The organism is Cellulosilyticum sp. WCF-2 (genome assembly GCF_003990395.1).
Taxonomy (GTDB): domain Bacteria; phylum Bacillota; class Clostridia; order Lachnospirales; family Cellulosilyticaceae; genus Cellulosilyticum; species Cellulosilyticum lentocellum.
The window spans coordinates 3420812-3436815 of record NZ_CP034675.1 but is presented as its reverse complement, the minus strand read 5'-3'; the positions used below and the strand labels follow the sequence as shown (position 1 = coordinate 3436815).

Genomic DNA, 16004 nt, shown 5'->3' with positions numbered 1-16004 from the left:
AAAATGTTCTAAAAATACAAATAATATTACTGGATATTTATACAACTAAGAAAATTATTAAGGGCTTGCTATAAAGAAATAAATCTGTGGCTAAGCTTATTTTTTATGGAGAATTTACATATGATTAAAGATTTTAGTTGTTGGATAGAATATAAAGGATTCTCAGAAGGTAGTGGTAGAAGTGAGAAGGTCTGGTTAACCAATTCTGATAATACAGAAACAGTCTTATTTAAATTCAATAAAGCAGAGACTACTACAGAACACATATCAGAAGCCATAGCATCTGATATCGCTAGCGTTTTAGGTATAAGTAGTGCTAAGGTGGAAATTGGAAGTTATAACAAAAGAATAGGGTGTGCCAGTTATCTAATAAATGAAAACGGTGAGGATTTAATAGAAGGGGTAAGATTAATAAATAAGTTTTATCCATATTATGATCAGGAAATTCTTTACGACAGTGAAAATGAAATGTATTATTCTTTAGAAATGATACTAGAAGCTCTTAGTTTGTATGAATTTAAAAATGAGTTTTTTAAAATAATGATTTTTGATTTTATAATTGGTAATACAGACAGACATCAAAATAACTGGGCTATACTAAGTAAAAATGGCATAAATAGACTCTGCCCAGTATATGATAATGGTTCATCATTATGTAGTTATATAAAGGATGATGATGTAAACAACTATTTAGGAAAAGACAGGGTTAGATTTAGAGCACTAGTAAATAGTAAATCTAAATCTAGAATAAAGATAGATTGTAAGAAATCAAAAGAGCCTACTCATCTAGAGGTATTTAGCTATATATATAGTAAGTTTCATGATGAAGTACATGAATTTGTAGATAAAACTATAGAAATACTAACTAATAGTAAGATTGATGAAATATTAAACCGATATAATAATAGTGAATTAGTTTCAGATAAAAAAAGGCTATTAATTTCATTGTTTCTTAAGCATAAAATTAATTTATTAAAATATGAAGTAGATTCGTGGAAGGAGGAATAACATGTCAATTAAAGATGGAAAAGACTATATTTTACTAGTGTGGAAAGCTCCAGAGACAAGAAAGCGTCATGTAGTAGGCCAGCTATCTAAGAATGGACAATATGAGTTTTCATATTTGCCAAGTGTTGATGAAGCTATTAAGGAAGGATTTGAACTAGTAATACCATTTAACGATACAAAAATCACCTACAAAAGTGACAAGTTATTTCCGACTTTTTCAAGTAGATTACCAGATAGAAAAAGAAGAGGAATTGAAGAAATCTTAAAGAAATATGATATGATGGAATTTGACGAATATAAGTTGTTAAAAAGAAGTGGCGCTAGATTGCCAATTGATAGTTTGGAATTTGTAGACCCTATTCCGGAAGAAGGTAATGTAAGTAGAAGGTTCTATATTGCAGGACCACGATACTATATTGGGTGTCAGGGAACTGCTTGTGATCAGAGCATTAATTTAGAAGTTAATGAGGAATTAAAAATAGTTCCACACCCAGAAAATGAGTATGACCCGAATGCACTTAAAATAGTTAATAAAATGTATGAACTGCTAGGATATATTCCTAGACATTTTAGTGAAGCTATATGTAAAAGACTTAATAGTGGATATAAGTATAAATGTGAAGTAATAGAAATAAATAAAAAAGCTAATTGTAATGAATGCATAGAAGTAATCTTAGATATTTTTAAATAAAAGAATAGTTTTAGATAGGATCAGGTGTAATCTTGGTCCTATTTTTTATGTCTAAATTTCTACTAAGATGTCAATGCTCTAAAAAATAAGAAAGGAGCAATAAGTATGGAATACATTATCTTATTACATGTTGGAGATGTGGTAAAACCTATAGAAGAAGCTACTCCAGAAGAACGTAAAGCACTAGAAGAAAAGGCTATAAAATCTTTTGAGAAGCATTTGGGTATTAAATACGTAGGAGATGAAGTTAAAAAAAATAGCAAATAAGATTAGTATATATTTTATAGAAATATTATATGTGGAATAGAGCTGATTGGTGGATTTGGGCTTGTATACTAGACCTTCCTAAGTTAGAATAGACTTAATATTATAACAATTTGGGGGAGCCACAATGAAAAAATATATATTCATAACTGTATTGTGTTTGTGTTTCTGCGTAGGAGTTGTATCTTATGTTATAGGAAATAGTTATAGATCACATGATGTAGGTACTATGAAGAATCAAGAAATAGCTAGTAATAATATTACCAAACAATCACCTGAGCTAACGCCCACGCAAACACCATCACCAGAGCCAGCATCTACTCCTAGACCAACACCTGTTCCTACAATTAAGCCGGAACCAAGTCAAAATCCTTATACAGTAACAGGAAATACAGTAGACTTTGAAGAAGGGTATTCGATAACGTTTAGGAAAGCAGAGCACACAAAAATGGATAGCTTAGGTAAAACCTATGATGTAGTCATATTAACACTAGACTATACCAATAACAGCTCTGAAACTGATTCATATGCTTTTACTTTAAGAGACTCAGCATTTCAAAATGGAGTTGAATTAGAAGAGTTCTATAATCATGATTTAATGCCTAGTGATAGCAATACAACAAAAGACGTGAGACCTGGTTCAACTGTGGAAATCACTTTAGCTTATAAGTTAACTGATCGTAGCAATATGGAGTTTGAAATAGGATATATGTACTCAGATGAAGAAGATAGATTTTTAAAGACGTATACTCTTGAATAAGAAGAAACACGCTTACAAATCAGATAATGTAAGAGAGATGTAAGAAAAAGTGTAAGTCTTAAATCCTTTATTCATCAAAGGGTTAAGGCTATTAGCTTACATAATTACAATAAAATACTATATGATATATAATATATAATAATAAATATAGCGCGCGAGGGCGTATATAGGCGCGTAAAGGGATTTAGAGTTAAATCTGTAAGAATCTATATACGAAGTGTTGATAATCAAAGACTGTAGCGCTTACAAGCTGTTCTAACAAATTGTAAGTGATGAATATTGTGCTGACACCTATTGTACACCTACCGTCTAAGTTCAGTACGGTCAAGGCCTTTAGCCTATACTTAACCAACGGTATGTAAATCAAGGGCTTTATGAAACGGATGGAACACACGTTCGGTAAAAATGAGGCTCTTAATCTGAGGGTCCTGGGTTCGAGTCCCAGATGGCTCATTAATTGAAAGAGGTAAGCATTGCGTGTCAATAGATACAGTGCTTACCTCTTTTGCGTTTCTTGTGTGTAGTAAGTGTGTAGCAAAAAACAAACTGCAATTTAAAAATATAAAAAAATAGGCAAATACATGCGAGTATTAACCTAGAATATTATTAAGACATTGAACGTCGTTTATTAATTCTTTTGGCATTATATGAGTATAAATATTCATTGTAGTAGCTAGATCACTATGTCCCATTAATGCTTGTATTATTTTGGGCGGCACATTATTTTCAAATAGCCTTGTAGCATAGGTGTACCTTAGCAGTGGAATTTCCTATGAGGGACCCAGTGTTGGCTAATGCCTTAGAAATTGCTCATATAAAAGCATTAGAGTTGGCTGAATATGAAAAATCAATAGATGCTAAAATAGAAGCTTTTAGAAAAAAGATGAAGTATAGGGAACATCAAGCATAGATAGACAGAAAGCACCAATTGATGAACAAGACACTAAAAAGAAAAACGAAATGTTAGACTTGAAGCTTAAAGTAGCTAAAATAAGTGTAAGTACTAATGATAGTTTAGGGACAGTAAAGGAGTTACAGGTTATGTCACAGGAACTAATTACGCTACCAAGTCTAGCACATGGTAATAGAGATGAATCGGCAGCTCCATATGAAAATTTTTACTCAATAAAAGCCTTATCAAAACGGAATTGAGTTGGAGACTACAATAACAATTGACTCAGAAAACCATGAATTCAGATACGTAATAAGTGGAAGGCTACTTGAATATGGAACTGCTTTTATTATAAAAGATAATTCTCCCGTTATAATTGAAATAAATGAAGTTTTAGGAAAAGATAAAGTAAGTAAAACTTTTAAATTACAATAATAAAAGAATAGTTTTGGATAGGATCAGGTGTAATCTTGGTCCTATTTTTATGGAAATATTTATAATATAAAAATATGCAAGACTTTAATTTTGGTGGAACATAAGCCGTTGTCCTACGTCAAATATTAAGTAAGAAATGATATTAGGAGGAAAAAATGAAAACAAGTAAAAAACTTTTAATATTAGTGATGGCTTTGTCAATTGGAGGAGTAATACTTATAGGATGTGGTAAAAAAGCAGAAACACCTAATATAGATATAAACTCTTCGGTAGAAGCTGAAGAACAAAATCAAGGTCTAGTAACTGAAGGTGAAAATGCTGTCGATGATATTACAGACGAAGAAATAATAGGTGAAAAAGAATCATCAGCATCTGACAAGATTTATTTTACAGTAGTAGAGGGATTAGAGGTACCAATGAGCATGACAATGGATGATACAATTCTTGAGGATGCATATGGCATTGATACAAGCCTTCTTGCAAGTCACCATATAGAAATGGGTATGAATAGAGCATCAGTATCAGAGATTGCTATTTTTGAATTAAAAGATAAAAAAGATATAGATGCAATTAAGGCAGGGATAGAAAAAAGACAACAAGCTTTAGATGAGCAATGGAGTAGGTATCTACCAGAACAATATGAGTTAGTTAAAAATTCTCAAACAGTTGTAAAAGATAATCTGGTGCTATATGTAATTAATGCAGATGCTAACAAAATTGTGGAAAAATTTAATGAAATAGAATAACTAGATATAATAAAAAGATAGTTTGGTAGAGCTAGGTGAAAACTTGGCTCTATTTTTTCATAAAATGACAAAATACTCTCTACAATATCGAACATTTGTTCTGTGATAAGCATGTATTCAATATAACTTCCCCAAGGGATTTGTCTATTGCCCTCCCTAGGCAGTAGACTTAGGTGTATATTTTTTCTTTAAATCATGGCAACATGGTCTATTTTTTTGTAAAAAGATAGTTAGATTATAGTCGGAATAATTATATTATCATTAGTTTGGGTTACAGATAATATAGCCTTTTTTATTTGCATATAGTAAATAAGCGGTATAGAATATATTTAATATTTAGAAATATACGAGGGACCAATATGAAAAAATGGATAATCACAACTGTAGTGCTCATATGTATTTGTGCTGGGGCTGTAGCGTATGCAATAATAGCACCAAACTTTAATATTAGTGCGAAAGCTAAGCAAGCGACTATGGAAAATCAATCCTATACGATTAAACAACCGGGCAACTATAAATTTACTATTACAGAATTAGAATTCCAGAAAAGCCTAAAAAATAATATGGACTATATAGAGAGAAGCAATAAGGGTGCTGAGCGAATGGCACAATGGATATATATAATAAAGAAGTCAGAGTGATTCTGACTTCTTTATTGCTTTTTATAGGAAATAAGGAGGTGTAAACTATAAAAATATTAGTAGCAAGTCATATCAAAGCTTTGATACTGGTTAGTTTACAATAAATAATGTTAGTAGCATGTTAGTAGTCAGCTAGTTACATTGACTATCAAGGCTTTATATATAATATACTAAAATATATAATAATATATTATTATATATTTTAGTATTAAAAATAACGTATTTACTATATATATTGTAGAATACTTTGTAGTACGTATATTAGTAGTAAAATGCGATTAATGTATTGACTATCAATGTAACTAACTTTTTATGACTTACTACAAGATATTTTATACAATAAAAAAAGTAGCTATTTAGCTACCTTTTTAAAAATTATAGAGTTTATTACAGAACGTACTGTCCAATAAGTTTATTGAATGAACGAATATCAAAATTACCCTTAATTTCAAATCTTACATTTCCTAATCCACTAAACCATAAATCTATTTCACAATCCAAGTCTAATGCACCAGCTGTTTCTACAGAGAATGCTTGTACCTTACTATAAGGTAAAGAAGTAAAATCCTTTTTTGATCCTGTAATACCTTGCACATTAACAGCAATTACACGCTTATTAGTAAAGACAACCATATCTCTCACAGTTTTAAATGTTGCAAAGATTTCCTCACTGTCTATAAGCATAGGTTGTACTAAACTTAATCCTTCGTTTGGATTAACTGGCTTAAGTTTAAGAAAACTTGAATTTTTAAAGTCAATCATTGTAAAATCCTCCTTGTTTTTAATATAGTATATCATAACAACCTAAAAGATAAGTATATAAATTAATTTGTTTTTATAGCAGCTTGTAGCCTTAAATGGTTGCAAGCTATTTTACACCTACTTGACACCTACTACATAGGTTTATTTAATGAACATAATGAAATTAATTTTATAAAATAATTGAGCATCAATAAGTTTTCATGAATTTAATTTATATAATGTACTAAATTTATTTAAAAATTGGACTCTTAATCTAAAATACTATTGATGTATTGAGCGTCATTCGTTAATGAAATGCGCAAGCAAACTAGGATAGTACTTAGAAGCCTTACTCCTCTTTATGATGCTTGAAATGTGAATTTATTTAATTGACCATGTATTTAGAGGGGTATAATATTGTATTAAATATAGATGCTTTATAGCCCAGAAAAGCTGGATCATTAACAAAACACAAAAAAGCTTGTTTCTATTAGATAGGCTATGAGCTAAATAGGAATTCTAAGGAGGTACTTATGTTTGAGAGAATGCTTGATAAAAGTAGGATACCTACTATTGAGAAAATGAATACTTATTGTGGCGTAAACGGAAATTTATTTGAGGAAGTTAATGATTATCTTGTAGAAAAACTTGGAACTCGGACAGAAATTCGCTTTCCATATGGAAATAAATATGGTTGGAGCATTACTCATCGAAAACAGCAAAAACTTATCTGTGATATTTTTGCCGAAGCAGGAGCTTTGACTGTTATGCTTAGATTATCGAATAAGCAATTTGAAGCTATGTATGGGGAAATGCTTAGTTACACACAGGATTATATAGATAATAAATATCCATGTGGTGATGGTGGTTGGATTCATTATCGGATTCTATGTCAAGAACATTTATATGATATAGAAAAATTATTAAAAGTAAAGGTATGTGGGTGTAGATAAAAGTTAAATAAATACTTACTTATATTAGGAATAGCATTTTAGAGAAGAATTAGGTGAACTTAAAGTCTAAATACAAAAGAGTTGGTCTCATGGAGGCTAACTCTTTTGTTGTTTTAACAAAAGCAGATTATTAGTATATTTTTTAGGTTCGTGTAAATACTACTACAATAGAAAATAGGAAAGGTACGAAGTTTAGTGTGATGCGTACTATAATAATCAATGAAGTAGGTGGTGGTATCAAATGAAAAAACAGTTTTTGAGTATGCTATTTGGCAGTATGCTTACCATAAGTTTATTAGTAGGTTGTGGAAGTGGGACATCCTCTCAAAAGTCCTCGAAGTTTCAAATGCTAGATACAGATCTTCGTGTAGGGATGGTTACTAATTCAGGAACAATTGATGATCGTTCATTTAACCAAGGGGCATGGGAAGGGATTAAAGATACAGTAAAACAAACTAAATACTTACAGCCTAATGGTGCAACAGAAGCAGATTATTTACAGCAAATTGCTAATTTGTATGACGCAGACTATAAATTTATTGTAACGCCCGGTTATAAATTTGAGACAGCTATTTATATTGCTCAAATGAAATATCCGGATGCGAAGTTTGTATTAATAGATGGGTCTCCACGTGATCATGATGGGGGCGTAGAGGTAGGCAATAATACAGTAGCTATTTATTTTGCAGAACAAGAAGCAGGCTTTTTAGCTGGGGTTGCAGCAGCTAGGCAAATAAAAGAAGGTGACTTTGGTTTTATAGGAGGAATGGCAATTCCTTCTGTAAAAAGATATAAGAGTGGTTTTGCACAAGGCATTCTTTATGCCAATGAGCATTTAGAAACGCATATTTCCTTAAAGGATGAAAATATTATTTATATAGGTAGTTTTGACGATAAAGCAGGTGGTCAACAGCTTTCAGCACAAATGTATGATAGAGGTGTTAAAGCCATTTTTGCAGCTGCAGGTGATGTAGGTTTAGGCGTTATTACTGAAGCAAAGGGAAGAGCGGCTAAAGGGGAAGATGCTTGGGTGATTGGTGTAGATGTGGATCAATATATGGATGGCATTTATGAAACAGGAAACAATAAATCAGTTATTCTTACTTCTGCAATTAAATATTTAGACCAAGCAACCTATGATATGATTAAAGCAGAGGTAGAAGGTAAATTCCCAGGTGGACAAACGCTTACCTTTAATGTGAATAATAATGGTGTAGGTATTCCTAAAAATAATCCCAATTTATCAGAAGAAACCGTTAATGCAGTTAAGCAAGTGAATGAACAAATAAAAGCAGGAAATATCGTAGTAAGTGGAGAAGAATAAGCAGGTGGTTGCTAGAGTATTATAAAAGGGCAAAGTCATAAAAGGCTTTGTCTTTTTGCTTATAAAGTGGCTATATAATAGGTAAGCTTTTGCTCATATCTTTTATCACATTCATTAAAAGGCTAGAATGTGATAAGATAAAGAGAAATATGAATAGGCAGGAGTTTAATAACATGAATGTGTATGATCAGTTAACACAGTTACAGATACTAGAACATGCTTTTGTAGAATGGAAGGATTATAGAAAGGCACTTACGTATTATATCATGAGTCAATTTCCAACAAAAAGTCAATTGGCTATTTGGGGGGCAGGGAGATGTAATGATCTAGACCTTAAGATTTTATCAGAACATTTCGGTGTTATTTGTTTACTTGATAAAGATGAGTCGGCTATGAAGGAAGCCCTAAAGCAGTATGGATTAGCTGAATCCAACAAAGTTCAAATAAAGGTATGTGATTTTACCTTCATAGGTGCCGAAGCTTATAGGACTTATGCAGATATTTTAGTAAAAGAAGTCAGAAAAGAAGGTTTGAAAACAAATATTCATCAGTTGGCAGATAAAGCGCTTTGCTATCTTGATAATGTAGAAATGGATTTTGATAAAAGTCAGTTAGACTTAGGAACAAAGAGCTATGAGTATGCAGTAATGATAGGCGTACATAGTCAGCTTATTTCAATGTTTGATTGGATTTGGCAAGTAATATTGCAAACATTAGGACAAGAGGATGAGACTGTCAGACAAAAGATTATTCAGCTTAATGAAAAAGTGGTTAGAAAGTTTAATTGTGCTTTTTGGCAAGCTACTAAGTATAAGGCTATTGTTGGCTGCGAACTAAATAAAAGCAATCAAGTAGGGAGCATACAAGGAGCTATTCAAGCCATAGAACAAATAGAGAAAGAAATTTTAAAAGGTACTGTCAAAAGAGAACAAACTACTTATTTTGAATGGCCTTTTAATAAGTCGCAAGGTGTCAGCTATAAAATGCAGCTTCAAGTGCTTCAAATGAATCAATAATTAAAGTAAGTAGAAAAAGGAGATACCTCATTCTAAATAGGGAATGAGGTATCTCCTTTTTTAGTGACTTAGTTACAGAAAAGAATGAGAAAGTAGAGTTACAATGATAAGTAATAAAACTAACAACTATTAACAGATTTATAAAATAAAAGGAGCATGTATATGAGTAAAAAAATAGTAATTGTAGGTGGTGTGGCAGGTGGTGCTTCTACTGCTGCGAGACTGAGACGTTTAGACGAAGAAGCAAGCATTATCATGTTTGAAAAAGGAGAGTATATTTCTTTTGCAAACTGTGGTTTACCATATTATATAGGCGGTGTTATTTCAGAAAGAGAACAGCTTCTGTTACAAACAGTTGAGGAGATGTCCCATAAATTTAAAATAGATATTCGTATCTTGTCAGAAGTTATAGCTATTGATCGTGAGCAGAAACAATTAACCATTAAAAATCTAAAAACTGATGAAATTTATTGTGAAAAATATGACAAACTTGTCCTATCTCCAGGGGCAAAGCCAACAGTGCCACCTATCAAAGGACTTTCAGAATGTAAGCAGCTCTTTACCTTACGCAATATTCCAGATACAGATCGTATCAAAGCTTATATAGATAAGGAAAAACCTCAAAAGGCAGTTGTAATTGGGGGTGGCTTCATTGGACTGGAGATGGTAGAAAATTTAAAGCATCAGCACTTAGAGGTAACACTTATTGAAGCAACTCATCAAGTGATGGCTCCTTTAGATATAGAAATGGCCAGTATTATTCATGAACATCTTATAGATCAAGGCATAAACCTTATCTTAAATCAAAGTGTCGAAGCTTTTAGACAAGAAGGTCATCAAGTTGTGTTAAGTAGTGGAGAGGTTATTTCGACAGATATGATTATTATGGCTATAGGGGTAACACCAGAAACGACTATAGCAAAAGCAGCAGGCTTAGAGGTAACAGAAAAAGGTTCTATTATAGTTGATGAACACATGCGCACTTCTGATAAGTCAATTTATGCACTTGGGGATGCTGTCAGCATTAAAGATTTTGTAAGTGGGGAGAAAATGATGATTCCTTTAGCATGGCCAGCTAATAGGCAAGGTAGAGTCGTAGCAGACCATATTTGCGGAAGAGCGTCTAATTATAGAGGAACATTAGGATCAGCGGTTGCTAAGGTCTTTGATTATACAGTAGCTACTACAGGAAACAATGAAAAGATGCTTAAGCATCTAGGGCGTTCTTATGAAGTGGTGCATATTCATCCTAATGCCCATGCAAGCTACTATCCAGGCGCCTTTCCTATTGCTTTTAAAATGTTATTTGACCCTCGAACAGGTGAAATCTTAGGTGCGCAAGGTGTAGGTATGGAAGGGGTAGAAAAGAGAATAGATCTTTTGGCAGTAGCCATTAAAGGCGGTCTCAAGGTCGCAGATTTACAAGACATAGAACCTTGTTATGCACCACCTTATAATTCAGCTAAAGATCCTGTTAATATGCTAGGGTATTATGCAGCTAATCTCATGGAGGGATTAGTAGAAAATAGTCAGTGGTATGAGGTAGATGACCTTGTAAGTCAAGGGGCATTTATTTTGGATGTAAGAGAGCCATTTGAACTAGTGACAGGTGTTATTCCAAAGTCTATCAACATACCACTTAGTAATCTTAGACAGCGTATAACAGAACTTCCTAAAGAAAAAGAAATTTATGTAACTTGCCAAGTAGGGCAACGTGGCTATGTAGCCTGCCGTTTATTAATGGCTTTAGGCTATAAATGTAAGAACATTGATGGGGGTATGAAAACCTATCTTGCCGTTCAAAAAGCCAATGAGGCCTCAAGTCGAAAGAAAATAACAAAGATAGAAGCTGAGAAAGGAAGTGAAATAGTGGTGACAGCTAATCAAAAACAATTAGGTCCGAATGTAACCCTAAATGCCTGTGGTCTTCAGTGCCCAGGACCTATTAGAAAAGTGTACGAACAAGTAAAGCAATGGAAGAAGGAGAAATCCTAGAAGTAAAAGCAAGTGACCCCGGTTTTACTAAAGATATTGGAGCATGGTGTGATAAAACCCAAAACACATTAATAGAAACCAGTTTCGATGATAAGCAAAAAGCCTTTATAGCCTATATTCAAAAAGGAATCAAAGATACAAAAAGGCAACTAATCAATCCAATGCAAACAAGTGAAGGAAAAGAAGGAGCTACCATGGTGGTATTTAGTGGTGACTTAGATAAGGCAATTGCTTCCTTTATTATTGCAACAGGAGCAGCTTCCATGGGTAAACCTGTCACCTTATTTTTCACTTTCTGGGGGCTTAATATCTTAAAAAGAAAAAATAAGCCTAAGATAAAGAAAGACAAAATAGAAAAACTATTTGATATCATGTTGCCTAAGCATACGAATCAGTTAGGTTTATCTCATATGAATATGGGTGGCATGGGTGCATGGATGATTAAAAAGATTATGAAGAAGCATCAAGTGGATGATATAGACACCTTGATTAAAAATGCCATAGATATGGGTGTAAAAATAGTAGCTTGTTCTATGAGTATGGAACTCATGGGAATCAAAAAAGAAGAGTTTATTGAAGGTGTAGAGATTGGTGGAGTGGCTTCTTATTTAGGAGCGGCAGAAGATTCAGGACTTAACTTATTTATTTAACAAAAAATAACTTATAAGTGATATAGTCACAGAAGTAGAAGAAAGAAAGTATTATAATAGAGTTAGTTAAAGTAAATGATTTTGACAAAGCTTAAGAATAGTCATATCAATAAATGAAGGAGTGGAATGTATGAGCGTTATTAATATCACAAAAGGAAATTTTGATTTAGAAGTTAAAAAAGCAGATACACCAGTTTTGATTGATTTTTGGGCACCTTGGTGCGGACCTTGTCGTATGCTTTCGCCTATTGTAGATGAGATTGCTAATGAAATGACAGGTATTAAAGTATGCAAGGTAAATATTGATGAACAACCAGAATTAGCAGCAAATTTTAAAGTAGCAAGTATACCAACATTAGCTTTAATCAAGAATGGTCAGCTAGTAGACACAAGTGTTGGTGTAAAGCCAAAACAAATGATATTAAATATGTTAAATAGATAAAATAAGGCCCTTGAGTTGATCTTTGATAAAAGAACAGCTTAAGGGCTTTTATATGGAGGAAACAAAAAATCAAAAATGAAGTAGTATAAATAAGTTGAGAAAAGGAAAGATAAATAAGAATATCTAATAAAATAAGGAGTGACTGATTAATGGCAAATCAAGATACAATTAAATTGCTTAAAGAATGTAATGCTGGTGCTAAGATGGCAGTAACGTCTATTGATGAAGTACTAGAAAGTATTAAAAGTGATTCACTTAAAAAAATATTAGTGGATTCTAAAAAAGCTCATGAAGATTGGGGAGATAAAACGCATGTTTTATTAAGTGAGTATCATGATGAGGAGAAAGAACCTAATCCTATTGCTAAAGTGATGTCTTGGCTTAAAGTTAATGTGAAGCTTATGCAAAATGAATGCGATGCAGAAGTTGCTGATTTAATTACAGATGGCTGTAATATGGGCATAAAGTCCTTATGTAAATATATGAATAAGTATAAAGAAGCAGATCAAGAATCTATTTCTATAGCTAAGCAGTTGGTTACATTAGAAGAAAGTCTTGCAGTGGAGTTGAGACATTTCTTGTAATTTAAATATACCAATTAGATGAAATATTGAAAATAATTATAACAAAAGTGAGAATAATGTGTTAAAATAAGACATAAAATAACTTCTTTAAAATAGGGGGGAGTAGGTGTAATGAAAAGAATAATCCTAATAGGATTATGCATAAGCCTATTATTTGTAGTAGGATGTCAAAAAAAAGCAGTTGAGCCTTATGCGTTGACAAAAGAAGCAAAGGAAGCTTTAAGTGAAGAAGAGCAAACTTTTTATGTAGATTTTGTCAAATCATGCATAGCTGATATTGAAATTATGCGTAATAGTGAATCAACCTATGAAGAAGGTTTAGAAGCGTTACAAACCACTTACAAGATGGTGCCTAGTGGTTGGTCATGGGATAGAATAGATAGTATTACAGATGAAAGTATATCGTTTTTTTTACAAATGATGGATTGTTATATGGGCTGTAGAAATTACACTAATTATGCAGATTGTAAAGATGCTGTAGAAGCTATAGCAGAAAAAATGGCTGATCAGTTTATTAATAAAGAGGATATAAGAGAAGCACTTACGCTTTCAGAAACTAGATTTAAGGAAATTTATGATAGAGGTAAGAAAAATCAGTAAATAAGAAAAGTCCATGAAAATCTCATGGACTTTTTTATGCAATCCATTTTGATTATAAATAAAACAGTGAAAAACGTAATGATACTGTTATTGTAGTAAATAGGGCTTAAAGAAATTTAAGGTTGTCAAATAATCGAAACTCCTATAATATATGAATGAAGCATACAAAATTTGACAGGCTTATTAATTAAAAAATGGAAAAAATAACGAGAATAAAGCTTGAGTTATAGAAGGAGTTTATATATGTTACACGCATTTTCAAGAAGCGAAATGCTTATAGGAGAAGAAGGATTAAAAAAGCTGAAAGAAAGTAAAGTGGCTGTTTTTGGTATAGGTGGTGTAGGTTCATATACAGTAGAAGCCTTAGCTAGAAGTGGTGTGGGTAAATTAGTTTTAATTGATCATGATGAGGTCTGTATAAGTAATATTAACAGACAAGTTCATGCTACTAGTAAGACTGTGGGACAATCAAAAGCGGAGCTTATGAAAGCGAGAGTGTTAGAGATTAATCCAGAAATCGAAGTTGTGGCTCTTAAAGAAATGTATACAGCTGAAACAGCTGAAACACTTTTAGATAAAAGTTATGATTATGTAGTAGATGCCATTGATATGGTGACCTCTAAATTAGATTTAATAGAACGCACGAAAGCAATGGGAATTCCAGTTATAAGTGCTATGGGTGCAGCTAATAAATTAGATCCAACGAAATTGGTAGTAACTGATATTTATAAAACAAGTATGTGTCCACTTGCAAAAGTCATGAGAAGCGAATTAAGAAAAAGAGGCATTAAAAAATTAAAAGTAGTTTATTCTACAGAAGCACCTATTAAACCAGATCAAAGTTTAGTTCATGGTGGTGCAGGTGCAGCAAGAAGACAAACACCAGGGTCTATGGTTTTTGTAACAGCTACATCAGGGCTTATTATAGCAGCAGAGGTAATTAAAGATTTAATTGGCAACAAAATAAATGAATAACATTAAAAAAAGGCACCTTATAAGGTGCCTTTTAACATCTGCGTGAATAAATAGTACTTAGCGATTTAAACGTTTGTTAATATCCGCTTGACGGTCATTAGAAAACTTCATGAAGTCTTTCATAAGATTTTCAAAGCTTTCTGTAGGAGTTTCTTTCTTAGGTGCTTTTGCAGCAGATGGTCTAGAAGAAGACGGTCTAGAAGAAGGTGCTTTAGGTTTCTCTTGTGTTTCTTTAATAGAAAGAGAAATTTTGTTTTTTTCAGTATCAATAGATAAGATTTTAACCTTGACTTGATCTCCTACTTTAACAGCATCATTAATATTTTCTAAATAACCATGTGTGATGTGAGAGATATGCACAAGTCCTTGGGTTGTTTCATCTAATGAAACAAAAGCTCCAAAAGGTTTGATTCCTGTTACAGTTCCTTCAATAATTTGGCCTACTTGAAATTTTTCCGACATGATAACACTCCTATTAAAATATATAACTTCTACATTATAGCATAGTTTGCCAACGGATGTATACTTATTTAAAAAATATTTCATCAAATTCTTTACTAAAAAAGTTAATCCTATACGTTAATAAAGGTAAAAAAATATCGCAAAAGCTATTATCAGAAATGAAATACTATGTTATAATGAAATTTGTCATAAAAATAGTTTAAAAGCAACCTATATGAGAAGAAAAAAGGTGCGAGGGCAATCGCTCTAAAAATAAAGGCTAACAAGAATAATATTTTAGGAGGCAATATATGAACTTATATGCTCTTGTTCGTGATGTAAAAGATTTTCCAAAAGAGGGTATACTTTTTAAAGATATTACCACACTCTTACAAGATGGGGAAGGATTAAGAGAGTCTATTGATCAAATTGCTGCACACTTGGAAAATGTAGAATTTGATAGTGTAGTAGGTCCAGAAGCAAGAGGCTTTATCTTTGGTGTACCTACTGCGTATAAATTAAAAAAAGGCTTTATTCCTGTTAGAAAGCCAGGTAAATTACCTTATCAATGTGTTTCACAAACTTATGATTTAGAATATGGTTCATCTACAATTGAAATGCATATTGATGCTATTCAAAAAGGTCAAAAGGTTGTTATTGTAGATGATTTACTAGCAACTGGTGGTACAACAAAAGCCATGATTGATTTAATTGAAAGAATGGGCGGAGAAGTTGTTAAGATAGTATTCCTTATTGAACTTGAATTCCTTAAAGGTAGAGAGTTGTTAAAAGGATATGAGATTGAATCTATTTTAAAATATTAGGCAATAATAAATAAGCAAAGCC

At 32.3% G+C, this 16004-nt stretch carries 21 protein-coding genes; 18 read left to right on the top strand and 3 right to left on the bottom strand.

Annotation, left to right across the window (positions count from 1 at the left end; all coding sequences use genetic code 11):
• Positions 1–120: 120 nt before the first annotated feature.
• The 4 genes from EKH84_RS15440 (at position 121) to EKH84_RS15430 (ending at position 2723) form a co-directional block, all read left to right on the top strand.
• Positions 121–1008 carry a HipA domain-containing protein gene (locus EKH84_RS15440; RefSeq protein ID WP_190283346.1) on the top strand — a complete coding sequence of 296 codons (888 nt, stop codon included), beginning with the start codon at positions 121–123 and terminating at the stop codon, positions 1006–1008.
• Between the two features lies 1 nt (position 1009).
• Positions 1010–1699 (top strand): HIRAN domain-containing protein, encoded by a 690-nt coding sequence (locus tag EKH84_RS15435; protein ID WP_127064912.1) that lies wholly within the window; start codon positions 1010–1012, stop codon positions 1697–1699.
• Between the two features lie 105 nt (positions 1700–1804).
• Entirely contained in the window at positions 1805–1966 is a 162-nt protein-coding gene (locus EKH84_RS22135) for a hypothetical protein (protein WP_190283345.1), read from the top strand.
• 124 nt (positions 1967–2090) lie between these two features.
• Positions 2091–2723, top strand: a complete 633-nt coding sequence (locus EKH84_RS15430) for a DUF5067 domain-containing protein (protein ID WP_127066980.1) — start codon at positions 2091–2093, stop codon at positions 2721–2723.
• 590 nt (positions 2724–3313) lie between these two features.
• Here EKH84_RS15430 and EKH84_RS22850 read toward each other — a convergent pair.
• A complete protein-coding gene (locus EKH84_RS22850) occupies positions 3314–3442 on the bottom strand; it encodes a hypothetical protein (protein WP_243118604.1) in 129 nt (42 codons plus the stop codon).
• Positions 3443–3483: 41 nt separating this feature from the next.
• Here EKH84_RS22850 and EKH84_RS22130 point away from each other — a divergent pair, with 41 nt between their 5' ends.
• From EKH84_RS22130 to EKH84_RS15410, 4 genes are all read left to right on the top strand, one after another.
• Positions 3484–3633: a hypothetical protein gene (locus tag EKH84_RS22130; protein WP_190283344.1), complete on the top strand. Its 150-nt coding sequence runs from the start codon at positions 3484–3486 to the stop codon at positions 3631–3633.
• Positions 3634–3683: 50 nt separating this feature from the next.
• Positions 3684–3875, top strand: coding sequence for a hypothetical protein (locus EKH84_RS15420; RefSeq protein ID WP_127066979.1), 192 nt, complete (start codon positions 3684–3686; stop codon positions 3873–3875).
• A 330-nt stretch (positions 3876–4205) separates the two neighbouring features.
• Entirely contained in the window at positions 4206–4796 is a 591-nt protein-coding gene (locus tag EKH84_RS15415; protein WP_127066978.1) for a DUF4358 domain-containing protein, read from the top strand.
• 359 nt (positions 4797–5155) lie between these two features.
• Entirely contained in the window at positions 5156–5437 is a 282-nt protein-coding gene (locus EKH84_RS15410; protein ID WP_127066977.1) for a hypothetical protein, read from the top strand.
• A 387-nt stretch (positions 5438–5824) separates the two neighbouring features.
• Here the strand turns inward: EKH84_RS15410 and EKH84_RS15405 are convergent, their stop codons facing one another.
• Positions 5825–6199, bottom strand: a complete 375-nt coding sequence (locus tag EKH84_RS15405; protein WP_127066976.1) for a PH domain-containing protein — start codon at positions 6197–6199, stop codon at positions 5825–5827.
• A 512-nt stretch (positions 6200–6711) separates the two neighbouring features.
• On the opposite strand from EKH84_RS15405, the gene EKH84_RS15400 reads away from it, so the two are divergent.
• The 9 genes from EKH84_RS15400 to EKH84_RS15365 all read left to right on the top strand — a co-directional run bounded on the left by EKH84_RS15400 (position 6712) and on the right by EKH84_RS15365 (position 14717).
• Positions 6712–7131, top strand: a complete 420-nt coding sequence (locus EKH84_RS15400; protein WP_127066975.1) for a DUF3788 domain-containing protein — start codon at positions 6712–6714, stop codon at positions 7129–7131.
• A 241-nt stretch (positions 7132–7372) separates the two neighbouring features.
• On the top strand, positions 7373–8455 hold the full coding sequence (locus tag EKH84_RS15395) for a BMP family lipoprotein (protein WP_127066974.1): 1083 nt from the start codon (positions 7373–7375) through the stop codon (positions 8453–8455).
• A 173-nt stretch (positions 8456–8628) separates the two neighbouring features.
• Positions 8629–9471: a hypothetical protein gene (locus tag EKH84_RS15390; RefSeq protein WP_127066973.1), complete on the top strand. Its 843-nt coding sequence runs from the start codon at positions 8629–8631 to the stop codon at positions 9469–9471.
• 162 nt (positions 9472–9633) lie between these two features.
• Positions 9634–11466: a CoA-disulfide reductase gene (locus EKH84_RS15385; protein WP_330547547.1), complete on the top strand. Its 1833-nt coding sequence runs from the start codon at positions 9634–9636 to the stop codon at positions 11464–11466.
• Positions 11445–12116 carry a DsrE/DsrF/DrsH-like family protein gene (locus EKH84_RS22750; protein ID WP_330547546.1) on the top strand — a complete coding sequence of 224 codons (672 nt, stop codon included), beginning with the start codon at positions 11445–11447 and terminating at the stop codon, positions 12114–12116. Before EKH84_RS15385 ends, EKH84_RS22750 begins: the two co-directional genes overlap by 22 nt.
• A gap of 130 nt (positions 12117–12246) precedes the next feature.
• On the top strand, positions 12247–12558 hold the full coding sequence (trxA, locus tag EKH84_RS15380; protein WP_127066972.1) for a thioredoxin: 312 nt from the start codon (positions 12247–12249) through the stop codon (positions 12556–12558).
• Positions 12559–12707: 149 nt separating this feature from the next.
• Entirely contained in the window at positions 12708–13142 is a 435-nt protein-coding gene (locus EKH84_RS15375; protein ID WP_127066971.1) for a hypothetical protein, read from the top strand.
• 111 nt (positions 13143–13253) lie between these two features.
• Positions 13254–13742, top strand: coding sequence for a hypothetical protein (locus EKH84_RS15370; protein WP_013657547.1), 489 nt, complete (start codon positions 13254–13256; stop codon positions 13740–13742).
• A 243-nt stretch (positions 13743–13985) separates the two neighbouring features.
• Positions 13986–14717, top strand: coding sequence for a tRNA threonylcarbamoyladenosine dehydratase (locus EKH84_RS15365; RefSeq protein WP_127066970.1), 732 nt, complete (start codon positions 13986–13988; stop codon positions 14715–14717).
• A 57-nt stretch (positions 14718–14774) separates the two neighbouring features.
• Here the strand turns inward: EKH84_RS15365 and EKH84_RS15360 are convergent, their stop codons facing one another.
• On the bottom strand, positions 14775–15179 hold the full coding sequence (locus EKH84_RS15360) for a CvfD/Ygs/GSP13 family RNA-binding post-transcriptional regulator (RefSeq protein ID WP_013657545.1): 405 nt from the start codon (positions 15177–15179) through the stop codon (positions 14775–14777).
• 290 nt (positions 15180–15469) lie between these two features.
• On the opposite strand from EKH84_RS15360, the gene EKH84_RS15355 reads away from it, so the two are divergent.
• Positions 15470–15982 (top strand): adenine phosphoribosyltransferase, encoded by a 513-nt coding sequence (locus EKH84_RS15355; RefSeq protein ID WP_127066969.1) that lies wholly within the window; start codon positions 15470–15472, stop codon positions 15980–15982.
• Positions 15983–16004: the final 22 nt, after the last annotated feature.

Excerpts from the sequence above, each read along its gene's own strand:
- EKH84_RS15440 (WP_190283346.1), top strand. The coding sequence starts at position 121 with ATGATTAAAGATTTTAGTTGTTGGATAGAATATAAAGGATTCTCAGAA.
- EKH84_RS15435 (WP_127064912.1), top strand. The coding sequence starts at position 1,010 with ATGTCAATTAAAGATGGAAAAGACTATATTTTACTAGTGTGGAAAGCT.
- EKH84_RS22135 (WP_190283345.1), top strand. The coding sequence starts at position 1,805 with ATGGAATACATTATCTTATTACATGTTGGAGATGTGGTAAAACCTATA.
- EKH84_RS15430 (WP_127066980.1), top strand. The coding sequence starts at position 2,091 with ATGAAAAAATATATATTCATAACTGTATTGTGTTTGTGTTTCTGCGTA.
- EKH84_RS15420 (WP_127066979.1), top strand. The coding sequence starts at position 3,684 with ATGTTAGACTTGAAGCTTAAAGTAGCTAAAATAAGTGTAAGTACTAAT.
- EKH84_RS15415 (WP_127066978.1), top strand. The coding sequence starts at position 4,206 with ATGAAAACAAGTAAAAAACTTTTAATATTAGTGATGGCTTTGTCAATT.
- EKH84_RS15410 (WP_127066977.1), top strand. The coding sequence starts at position 5,156 with ATGAAAAAATGGATAATCACAACTGTAGTGCTCATATGTATTTGTGCT.
- EKH84_RS15405 (WP_127066976.1), bottom strand. The coding sequence starts at position 6,199 with ATGATTGACTTTAAAAATTCAAGTTTTCTTAAACTTAAGCCAGTTAAT.
- EKH84_RS15400 (WP_127066975.1), top strand. The coding sequence starts at position 6,712 with ATGTTTGAGAGAATGCTTGATAAAAGTAGGATACCTACTATTGAGAAA.
- EKH84_RS15395 (WP_127066974.1), top strand. The coding sequence starts at position 7,373 with ATGAAAAAACAGTTTTTGAGTATGCTATTTGGCAGTATGCTTACCATA.
- EKH84_RS15390 (WP_127066973.1), top strand. The coding sequence starts at position 8,629 with ATGAATGTGTATGATCAGTTAACACAGTTACAGATACTAGAACATGCT.
- EKH84_RS15385 (WP_330547547.1), top strand. The coding sequence starts at position 9,634 with ATGAGTAAAAAAATAGTAATTGTAGGTGGTGTGGCAGGTGGTGCTTCT.
- EKH84_RS22750 (WP_330547546.1), top strand. The coding sequence starts at position 11,445 with ATGGAAGAAGGAGAAATCCTAGAAGTAAAAGCAAGTGACCCCGGTTTT.
- trxA (WP_127066972.1), top strand. The coding sequence starts at position 12,247 with ATGAGCGTTATTAATATCACAAAAGGAAATTTTGATTTAGAAGTTAAA.
- EKH84_RS15375 (WP_127066971.1), top strand. The coding sequence starts at position 12,708 with ATGGCAAATCAAGATACAATTAAATTGCTTAAAGAATGTAATGCTGGT.
- EKH84_RS15370 (WP_013657547.1), top strand. The coding sequence starts at position 13,254 with ATGAAAAGAATAATCCTAATAGGATTATGCATAAGCCTATTATTTGTA.
- EKH84_RS15365 (WP_127066970.1), top strand. The coding sequence starts at position 13,986 with ATGTTACACGCATTTTCAAGAAGCGAAATGCTTATAGGAGAAGAAGGA.
- EKH84_RS15360 (WP_013657545.1), bottom strand. The coding sequence starts at position 15,179 with ATGTCGGAAAAATTTCAAGTAGGCCAAATTATTGAAGGAACTGTAACA.
- EKH84_RS15355 (WP_127066969.1), top strand. The coding sequence starts at position 15,470 with ATGAACTTATATGCTCTTGTTCGTGATGTAAAAGATTTTCCAAAAGAG.